The 10662-nt window shown below is 38.5% G+C and carries 8 protein-coding genes and 2 tRNA genes; 2 read left to right on the top strand and 8 right to left on the bottom strand.

The genetic code is table 11. The annotated features are described in order from the left end of the window. Window positions 1-255: 255 nt before the first annotated feature. The 5 genes from yihA to BM195_RS17830 form a co-directional block, all read right to left on the bottom strand. Window positions 256-837, bottom strand: coding sequence for a ribosome biogenesis GTP-binding protein YihA/YsxC (gene yihA, locus BM195_RS17850; protein ID WP_090241657.1), 582 nt, complete (start codon window positions 835-837; stop codon window positions 256-258). Then, a complete protein-coding gene (gene lon, locus BM195_RS17845; protein WP_090241655.1) occupies window positions 824-3154 on the bottom strand; it encodes an endopeptidase La in 2331 nt (776 codons plus the stop codon). The genes yihA and lon overlap by 14 nt, the downstream gene beginning before the upstream one ends. Window positions 3155-3409: 255 nt before the next feature. Beyond that, window positions 3410-4690 carry an ATP-dependent protease ATP-binding subunit ClpX gene (clpX, locus tag BM195_RS17840; RefSeq protein WP_090241651.1) on the bottom strand — a complete coding sequence of 427 codons (1281 nt, stop codon included), beginning with the start codon at window positions 4688-4690 and terminating at the stop codon, window positions 3410-3412. Window positions 4691-5025: 335 nt separating this feature from the next. Next, on the bottom strand, window positions 5026-6312 hold the full coding sequence (tig, locus tag BM195_RS17835; RefSeq protein WP_090241646.1) for a trigger factor: 1287 nt from the start codon (window positions 6310-6312) through the stop codon (window positions 5026-5028). Between the two features lie 143 nt (window positions 6313-6455). Next, a complete protein-coding gene (locus tag BM195_RS17830) occupies window positions 6456-7436 on the bottom strand; it encodes a tetratricopeptide repeat protein (protein WP_090241643.1) in 981 nt (326 codons plus the stop codon). Window positions 7437-7745: 309 nt separating this feature from the next. Here BM195_RS17830 and BM195_RS17825 point away from each other — a divergent pair. Further along, window positions 7746-7819 (top strand) — tRNA-Gly (locus BM195_RS17825). A gap of 12 nt (window positions 7820-7831) precedes the next feature. Further along, window positions 7832-7905 (top strand) — tRNA-Arg (locus BM195_RS17820). Window positions 7906-9189: 1284 nt separating this feature from the next. Here the strand turns inward: BM195_RS17820 and BM195_RS17815 are convergent. The 3 genes from BM195_RS17815 to BM195_RS17805 all read right to left on the bottom strand — a co-directional run. Next, on the bottom strand, window positions 9190-9489 hold the full coding sequence (locus BM195_RS17815) for a hypothetical protein (RefSeq protein WP_090241640.1): 300 nt from the start codon (window positions 9487-9489) through the stop codon (window positions 9190-9192). Between the two features lie 633 nt (window positions 9490-10122). Further along, a complete protein-coding gene (locus BM195_RS17810) occupies window positions 10123-10335 on the bottom strand; it encodes a 2Fe-2S iron-sulfur cluster-binding protein (protein WP_090241635.1) in 213 nt (70 codons plus the stop codon). Between the two features lie 60 nt (window positions 10336-10395). Then, window positions 10396-10662 (bottom strand): IS3 family transposase (locus BM195_RS17805; protein ID WP_139224009.1); only part of this gene is annotated, 267 nt, incomplete at its 5' end.

Below are 10662 nucleotides of genomic sequence, written 5' to 3'. Positions count from 1 at the left end.
TTCTCTGGGGTTTTACTGTCTGTTAGATGCGGGGTAAAGTGAAACTTCATATAGCGGAGCGGTCTTCCCCGCTATATGTTAGTTGAACAGAATCGCAGCTTTCCTTGTCCTGTAGCAACGCCTTTGTGACCTGTATCATGCAGGCGCGAATAGAGTCGGAAGTGTTAACATGGTATTAGGAAACTTACTGCTTTTTAAAGCAGAATAATCCACCCCTTCAGGGTACCGGGATGGATTATTTTTGGGTCTGACCAGCTATATATATTGTCTGATGGCGCTCCAGGCATCGTCCTTTCCCTCGCCGGTTTCCGCCGAAAAAGGAATGACAATATCCTCCGATTCCACTTCCAATATTTGATATGTCTGTTTTACATGTTTCGCGCGTTTGTCTTTTGGAATTTTGTCCAGTTTTGTTGCAATCACAATCACCGGGACCTCATAATACTTCAAATAATCGTACATTAATACATCATCTTCTGTTGGCTCATGACGGCTATCTGTTATAAGCACACATGCCTTCAGTACATCACGCGTTTCAAAATATTCCTCCATCATGACGCCCCATTTTTCCCGTTCCTTTTTGGACACTTTTGCATAGCCATATCCGGGAACATCAACAAAGTAAAACATGCCATTAATTTTATAAAAATTCAATGTTTGTGTTTTGCCTGGTTTGGATGAGGTCCTGGCCAGATTTTTCCGTTGGATGAGTTGATTGATAAACGATGATTTCCCGACATTTGAACGACCTGCCAGTGCTATTTCAGGAAGCCGGTCGCCCGGATACTGTTTTTGGCTGACCGCACTTATCACAATTTCAGCATCAGTTACTTTCATGTTTCTCCTCCGATAATGCGTGTTTTAATACTTGATCTAAATGATTCACTTTAATAAATGTCAAATCTTCTCGTACACTTTTGGGTATATCTTCAATATCTTTTTCATTTTCTGCCGGTATAATAATAGTTGTTAAACCTGCCCGGTGTGCACTCAGCGATTTTTCCTTCAATCCCCCGATAGGCAGCACACGGCCTCGCAATGTGATTTCACCTGTCATGCCGACTTCTTTTTTCACTTCTCTGCCGGTAAATGCAGATACAAGCGCCGTTGCCATCGTAATACCTGCTGAAGGACCATCCTTTGGTGTAGCACCTTCAGGAACATGAATATGGATGTCATTTTTTTCATGGAAGTCTTGACTAATATTCAGTTCCTCAGCTCGTGAACGGATATAGCTGAATGCAGCCTGGGCTGACTCCTGCATGACATCACCCAGTTTGCCGGTAAGGGTTAACTTGCCTTTTCCGGGATAACGGGAAACTTCAATCGATAATGTATCACCGCCAGCAGCTGTATAGGCCAAGCCGGTAGCTGCTCCAATTTGATTCTCCTGTTCTATTTGACCGTATCGGAAAAGAGGTTTTCCCAGATATTCGTCTATACTTTTTTCAGTTACAATCACACGTTTTTTCTCGCCGGAAATAATGATTTTCGCTGCTTTTCGGCACAATTTGGCCAGCTGACGCTCCAGGTTTCGTACTCCAGCCTCGCGTGTGTATGTTCGAATCAATTTCAGCAAGGCTTCATTACGAAGTTGCAGATTTCCTTTTTTCAGTCCGTTTTCTTTCAGCTGTTTTGGTAGTAAATGTTCTTTTGCAATATGCAGTTTTTCCACTTCGGTATACCCGGCTATCGTAATAAGCTCCATCCGATCCAATAATGGCCCCGGAATGTTATTAACATAATTAGCGGTTGTGATAAACAATACATTTGATAAGTCATACGTTTCTTCGATGAAGTGATCACTGAAGTTACCGTTTTGTTCCGGATCGAGCACCTCAAGCATCGCTGAAGACGGATCACCGCGAAAATCACTGACCATTTTATCAACTTCATCCAGCAAAAATACTGGATTGACTGTCTTTGCCTTTTTCATTCCCTGAATGATTCTGCCGGGCATTGCTCCAATATAAGTGCGACGGTGACCGCGGATCTCAGCCTCATCACGAACACCTCCCAGAGAAATCCGGACAAAATTCCGATTGATTGAGCGGGCAATTGATTTAGCCAATGACGTTTTACCGACACCCGGGGGACCGACAAGACAAAGTATTGGTCCTCTGATGGATTGTGTTAATTTTTGGACAGCGAGATACTCGAGTATCCGTTCTTTCACTTTATCCAGTCCGTAATGATCTTCATCCAATATGTCCTCTGCATAATCGATCTCAATCGTATCCTCTGTTTTTTCGGTCCACGGGAGTGCCAGGAGCCATTCAATGTAATTGCGGATAACAGAGCTTTCGGCAGAGCTTTGGGGTACCTTTTCAAACCGGTCCAGTTCTTTCATGGCAACTTCAGCGATCCGTTCCGGCATATCCGAGTTTCCAACCTGTTCTCTCAGTTGTTCTGCTTCACCGGATTTACCTTCTTTTTCACCAAGCTCTTTTTGAATGGCCTTTAATTGTTCACGCAAGTAATACTCTTTTTGTGTTTTTTCCATCGAATTTTTGACACGCTGACCGATCTTCTTTTCCAGATCAAGGACCTTCTTTTCGTTGGATATCAATTGAATCAGGTGTTGTATACGCTCTCTCACATTCACCATTTCCAATAAATCCTGCTTGTCCTTTATTTTCAGGGACAAGTGTGATGTAACGATATCGGCAAGTCTGCCTGGTTCATCAATATCGGAAACGGTAGCTAACGTTTCTTTCGTTACTTTTTGGGAAACGTTGATGTACTGTTCAAATTGTTTTAGCAGTGATCGCATAAGTGCTTCTTCTTCGTTTTGTTCGCCGTGTTCATCTTCCAGTTCATCTATTTCTACTGTAAATTCCTCATTTTCATCGATAAAACGGCTTATCTCCCCGCGGCGAAGACCTTCCACCAATACCCGTATTGTACCATTGGGCAGTTTCAGCATCTGTTTGACATATGCCAATGTACCTATCCGATAAATATCTTTTTCTTCCGGATTATCCAGACTTACTTGTTTCTGGGCAGCTAGAAAGATGGTTTGATCCCCCATCATCGCTTTTTCCAGGGCAGCAACGGATTTATCCCGTCCAACATCCAGATGCAATACCATGGACGGGAAGACGAGTAACCCGCGCAATGGCAGGAGGGGCAGTTGTATGGATTCTTTTGTCATAATGTATGTACCTCCATCATTACTGGAATCTTTATGTAAGTATCTTTATTGGTTAAAGTCTATAGAAAACTTGCTCGTTTGTAAATAATCATGGCTGACAATTATGTTGCCCGACAAAATAAAAACTACTCACATCAGAACAATACATAGAAAGAGACTGACATTCAACAGTCAGCTCCTCTTTTTTTTGAAAAGCCTGTAAAGAGGAATCAAACGAATGTCAGTCCCGAAATATTACATTTCATTCATTTTTAATTATGCACTTTCTTTCGGAAGTTTTTCATTTTCATCTTGTACAGTACCATCACGGAATACCAATTTCGGTCTCCCGTTCTCTTTCTCAACGGTATCTTTTGTAATAATACATTTTTCAATATCTTCACGCGAAGGAAGCTCAAACATCACATCCACCATGATGCCTTCAATGATTGACCGCAATCCGCGTGCTCCGGTTTTCCGTTCAATCGCTCTATTGGCAATTGACCTGAGTCCTTCCTCTTCAAACTCAAGTTCAACATTATCAATTTCAAAGAGCTTTTCATACTGTTTCACAAGTGCATTCTTTGGTTTTGTCAGAATCTCGACCAATGCATCCTCATCCAGTGGTGCAAGGCTGCCAATAACCGGAATTCTGCCAATAAATTCAGGAATCAGACCATATCGGAGAAGATCTTCCGGCAGCACTTTCTGCAGCAATTCGCTTTCGTCCAGATCCTGCTGTGTATCCTCCGAACCAAAACCAATCACTTTTTTTCCTAAGCGTCGTTTAATGATTTGATCGATACCATCAAAGGCTCCGCCGACAATAAACAATACATTGGTTGTATCGATCTGAATAAATTCCTGATGAGGGTGTTTGCGTCCGCCCTGTGGAGGGACACTGGCAACCGTTCCTTCCAATATTTTAAGGAGCGCCTGTTGGACACCTTCCCCTGACACATCACGCGTAATGGAAGGGTTTTCTGATTTGCGGGCAACCTTGTCAATCTCATCAATATAAATGATGCCTTTTTCCGCCTTTTCAACATCATAGTCTGCCGCCTGAATCAATTTCAGCAAAATATTTTCAACGTCTTCCCCGACATAGCCTGCTTCTGTCAGTGACGTTGCATCGGCCATTGCAAATGGAACATTCAAGATTCTTGCAAGTGTTTGAGCTAGCAAGGTTTTACCGGAACCAGTCGGACCAAGCATAGCGATATTACTCTTTGCCAGCTCCACATCGTCAGCATTATTTTTAGGTGTATTAATACGCTTATAATGATTATAGACGGCAACAGACAAATTCTTTTTGGCCTGTTCTTGACCGATCACATAATCATCCAGGGTCTCGTTAATTTCTTTTGGCTTCGGAAGCTCTTCAAACTCAGTTGCTTCTTCTGTGCCAAGTTCCTCCTCTACAATCTCCGTACAGAGCTCAATACATTCATCACATATATAAACGCCCGGACCAGCTACTAATTTGCGCACCTGATCCTGACTTTTTCCGCAGAATGAACATTTTAATTGTCCCTTTTCTTCATTAAATTTAAACATTACATTTTCACTCCTAAAAGTTTAAATCTGCTCTTATCTTTTTGTGTACATTTTAACTTAACGTCATCATATCAAATCAAAATGTGAAAACAAAATAATAACTCTTCTTCAACTTCATTTTATGACGGAGTATTTTGGTAAACAAGTCACAGAGGCATATACTGACGATGCATGTCATCAGGGATAAACAGAGCAGCATAATATAATTTCGTTCTTTCATTAGCGTATGTTAAGTGGACGAGATAGATAACAAAAATTAATTTAAAGTTTAAAGCAAGGTACGAGCTTTCGCACCTTGCTTTCACTTGTTTATTCAACTTGTTTCCTGGCAAAAATTACACGGTTTTACTATGCTCAACCAAAAATTCGATTGACTTTCTTGCTTTGAGATCCTCTTTAAGTGCATCGGTATTTCCACCGAGCATTTGCTTCAGCTGGTCTATATCAGTACCGTACATAGATGCCATATTGCTTAGCTCTTCTTCTACATCCTCATCCGTTACTTCAAGGTTTTCTGCATTGAAGATAGCTTCAAGTGTTAAATTCGTTTTGACGCGTTTTTCCGCATCTTCGCGCATTTGTTCTTTCAATGCATCCTTATCCTGGCCGGAGAACTGATAGTACATGTCCAAAGTCATACCTTGCATTTGCAGACGCTGTTCGAACTCCTGAAGCATACGATCCAATTCCGTTTCAACCATGGCATCTGGAACATCCACTTCTGCGTTATCGGAGGCTTTATCGATCAATGTTTCCCGCTTTTGATTTTCAGCATCCTGTTCTCTTTGACTTTGCAATTCTTCTTTTTTCTTCTCTTTCAATTCATCAAGTGTTTCAACTTCTTCATCAACATCTTTAGCGAATTCATCATCTAACTCCGGGAGTTCTTTTGTTTTAATGTCATGAATATTTACGTTAAATACGGCTTCTTTTCCTGCCAGATGCTCAGCATGATAATCTTCAGGAAATGTTACATTAACCGTTGTTTCTTCCCCCGAAGCTGTGCCGACTAATTCCTCTTCAAATCCCGGAATAAATTGACCTGAGCCGATTTCCAGTGAGTAGTCTTCACCTTTTCCACCTTCAAATGCCTCTCCGTCGATAAAGCCTTCAAAGTCCATCACAACAGTGTCGCCTTCTTCAACTGTCCCTTCTTCTTTGACAATCAATTCGGCATGATGTTCACGCTGGTGTTCAATTTCGTGGTCCACATCATCATCAGTCACTTCAACTGATTGTTCTTCCACTTCCAGACCTTTATAATCACCTAATGTAACTTCCGGTTTAACATTAACAGTAGCCTTGAAAATAAGATCTTTTCCTTTTTCAATCTCTTCAATGTCAACATCCGGCTGCTCAATCGGTTCAATGCCCGTTTCTTCAACAGCATTCACATAAGCGTCAGGCAGTACAATATCCACTGCATCCTGATAAAGGGATTCTACACCAAAACGTTTTTCAAAAATTTTGCGCGGTACTTTCCCTTTACGAAAGCCGGGGATTTGAACATCTTTTACAACTTTTTTGAAAGCCTGATCCAAAGCTTTATCAAATTCATCCGCACTAACTTCTATCGTCAGTACGCCCTGGTTCCCTTCTTGTTTTTCCCATTTTGCTGACATAACATACCCTCCAAAATCTATTATTCCTTTAATAATGACGGTCGATGAAAATCATATCGATTGATAATGAGCAAATTTGCAACCATCTCATTATAACATAAATATGCGGCCTTTCAAGCATTACAGGTATCTGATTTGCTAGTTCACACCTCTATAATGGTGGAATATAAAGCTTCGCACATTTTAATCTCTTCCATATATTGGGTTACATGTTCATCTTCGGCTGCCCTTTTTTTCGTATGTATATCCAAATAATCTTCACTTATTTTGGTTAACGCTGCAGCTACAAACGAGATATCATCTTCCTTTGGCATAATCGGATACTTGACATACAGGTAATGATTCAAAAGTTGTTCCATAAATTGAAACAAGGTTGGATTTTCCTGTTCGTGCTCGTTAATGATCAATAATGCTTGTTTCATCACCGGGTGAGAGCTTAACTTTGATACGCTGTCCGGGGCTATTATTAGCTCTGCACCTAATTTATGTATCAAAACTTTTTCTGAAATACCTTTTTCCTGCAACCATATAAAAATGGCTGTTTTGGTTACTGGATGGACCCTGTCATCAGCCAGAAGTGACTGTAATCGCTCTGCCGGATCAATATCCATTTTACGTATCTGTTCGACTAACGTGTATTGATATGCATGATTTTCTTCTGCAACTGCCTTAAACAAATCATTTATGTATGCAGGCGTCTTTTCAATCCGGATTTCTTGCTGCATTTTGCTGCTCATATCATATAACTGCTGGAACTGCTCTTTCATGTCATCGGGTATCGTCTTGGCGTTAAATTCCAATACAACTTGATTCATTAACAATTCGTATTGACTCGTCTGAAATAAAATCGTTAAGTAAATATGAACATAATGATAATAATGTTCGTCTTTATGTATTAATAATGCTTCACAAAAATCTTGAGCTTCCTTATATCGATTCAGTTCCATCAAACACATTAACTTGCCGATGATAATTTCATGATTCTGAACACCAAACCCCAATAACTGATCAAGCTTTTCCAGCGCTTCTTCATATTTCTTCTCTTTAAGTGCCAAAAGGCTTTCTTTCTCTAAAGCCATCCGCCACTTCGGGAAAAGAATGACTTTTTCCTGGCTGTTCTCCATACATTCACCTCTTCCTGTTCCAGTTAAAAAACCCTAACAAATAGCCATACCCGAATTACACAAAATAAAACCTGCAGTCACCTGCAGCAGCCGAGGTATATATTAAGATTTTAATTTACATAGTATATCACATACAATACGTTTACTGCCATTTATTAAATATTATTGCAAACTATTGACAAACCAATTAAAAGTACATATAATAATCTTTGTCCGTCAAAAAATGCGCATGCTTCAAAGTTGGGAGCAAACAACGTAGCGAACATGACCAAGTTCGTGAAAAACAAAATTACTTAACTCCATTATCGTGCGGGTGTAGTTTAGTGGTAAAACCTCAGCCTTCCAAGCTGATGTCGTGGGTTCGATCCCCATCACCCGCTCCATACATATTTCATGTCCCAGTAGCTCAGTTGGATAGAGCAACAGCCTTCTAAGCTGTAGGTCGCAGGTTCGAATCCTGCCTGGGACGCTTTAAAACATCAAGGTCAAATCCCTTTATTGTCAATGGATTTGGCCTTTTTTATTATCTCTCCTCACCTGCTTTACCATACTAAAGAATTCTATGGGTTGGGGTTGAATTGGGGTTGAATTGATTTTTTGTTGTTTCTAGACCTATTTATATGGTAGAAACTCGAATTAAAGCTGAAGTAGCGAAAGCTTTAAATAATCTATAAATGTAAGGCGTTTTCAAAAGTTTAGTTAACTAACCGCTAAACGTCACGCACAATTGTCTAACAGGAGATACCCAAACCCTTGGTGCTTGGAAAGAAGGCTGCTATAAAAAATTTAGCTACCAAGAATTAAAATTATAGTTTGTCAATAATAAAACACGCTTTAGCCTTAGTAAATAACCGTTATGGCGTGTTTATTACATAACCCGTTTAATTATAACTGATTACGTTAATTTTTTAGTATTTGTTTATTCTAAAATTATTTCTTAAAGGATAATTTTACTCAATCATTATTTGCGAACATTTGTTTTGAATTAGTCAAACTGTGGTCATTTCTGTGGTCAACCAAAAATGAGTGGTCACTAGTTTTCACTAAAATAATCATGAACCCAGTCTTTTGACCCTACAAAAAATTTACTATTCTTTAGCATTTCAAATTCCTGTTCTTCCATTATTATCCTCCATCCGATATAATTTTTCCCAAACAACACATTCTATCAACTTAATTTCAGCTACCATGCTTTCTACTCTTTATTGCTAATCTTCAGACCCCGTTATAAGAAACCTATTTTACCTGCTCGAATCATCTACTCTTAAATCTTCACCCCCTCTACGATTGTAACAAGCTTGCCCGCAGCACCAGATTATAATCGTTTAAGTGGAATGAAGTTCAGGTCTTTAAAGATTCGTTATTACATTAGCTTTCTTTCCAATTCCTTACTAACTATTTCCACGCGCTTATAAAAGAAAGCATCATAATTTTTTCTCCATCCGCCATAAAACACACTACCACGGATACAAACAAGGTTAAGAATAGTGGATATCAGGATTAAATATTAAGACAATTATATAGCAACCGCAGCCTTTTTCACAATATATATACGTTTTTTATTTCTGTACTGAAAAGTTCAACCATATTATAATACAATTGGATAATTACTCTCAAAAGGTCTTAAAGGAGAATTGATATATTTAAGGAAAGGGGTGATCAAATAATATTACGTTATTTTGAAGCACACGCTACAGATTATTAATCGATTAATCGATTAATGTTGGAACGAATCACTTTAACTAAGTTTTCTCTATAATGCGGAAACGTTAATTTTTAATCTATAACCTCTCCTGAGTATCCTATGGAGTTCGTCATTTGCTTTACCGTTAATGACTGATACAGCATATTCTCTACTTAGTGGCTCACCTTTAACAGTGAGACTTTCTGAGTTAGCTTTTTCTACTACCTTTTTAATGCTATTGGTATAAGCATACTCTTTAATAATCCACTTATTAAGCGTATCTGACTTGTAGGACTCAGCAAGATCTATGAAATGTTGCAACCTCTGGACTTCTTTCTTGGCCCTTTCAACTGTAATAAGCTTAACCATATCGCATAACAACTCTCTGATTTGTATTTTAGTAATTATTCGACAAGAATGATCAAAATTCCTTTAATTAATTAAAGATTTGAAAAATCAGTTGTTAGATAAGTTCAGAAATCAGAAGTACCTATTATAATAATAAGCTTTGCCAATAAAATGGAAAATACGAATTCTCTGTAACGAATTACATCGGGAACATAAAATACGAAATTGCTTTCACTCATTTCGTGTTTTTATTGAAATTTGTGAGGTTTATGTGAGGTTTTTCACCTCACATAAATCCTTTCATACGGAAACGTTACCTCTTAAACAAACGCTCCCAATCGTTGAAGGCTTGAATTATAGATAAAGTCTCTACTATTTCAAGGGTGAATTGTTTAATTAAGACATATAAGATTCCTAATATATATGACATGATGGCTGAGAAATCTCTCGTTAATCCTTTAGTAGAATTGATTATCAATTCCATAATTCCCTAAAATTTCATAAATAAATAAATAAAAAGCACCCCTTGCTGGGATGCTTTACTCTTCATCATTAGCAAAAAATATTAAAAAAGAAGTTAAAATAAACAGAACATTAAAGAACAAAAACATTACCGTGAAACTTGCCCACAGAGAGTTAGCCCAATCATATATATTACCGTTTAGGCCATCGTTTTCTAAAAAGACTTGATATACAATAGTGATAATTACAGTAATAAAGCTGAAAAATAATGTCGTCAATTCCGTTGGCCATTATTGCAGCTTCAATAGTCTGACCTTCTTTTGCATTTAAAAGCTTATTATTAAAATAGAATTGTATTGTTTTACTATCATCCTTTGTAAAGATTGGATGATTGGTTATATGCATCACAATCACGTCCTCTCAAAATTATAATATTGGAATGTCAACACTAAACTGAACAAATTTTTAAAGGTGCATCAACTTGTATTCAGACGGTGTTAAGTAATCTAATGATTCATGAATCCGAATATTGTTAAACCAATTCACATAATCGAAAAGCTCATAGTCAAGTTCATGTTGGCAAGTGAATACACGGCCATAAACGAATTCCGTCTTGATTGTTTTAAATGTTGCCTCCGCAACGGCGTTATCGTACGGTGTGCCCCTGTTACTAAGGGATCTTTCGATGTCAAATGTCTCTAATGCCTGGTCGATGAGCTTGTTCTTAAACTC

This window comes from Lentibacillus halodurans (genome assembly GCF_900112045.1).
GTDB lineage: Bacteria > Bacillota > Bacilli > Bacillales > Amphibacillaceae > Lentibacillus > Lentibacillus halodurans.
This window is presented reverse-complemented; position numbering and strand designations above follow the sequence as displayed.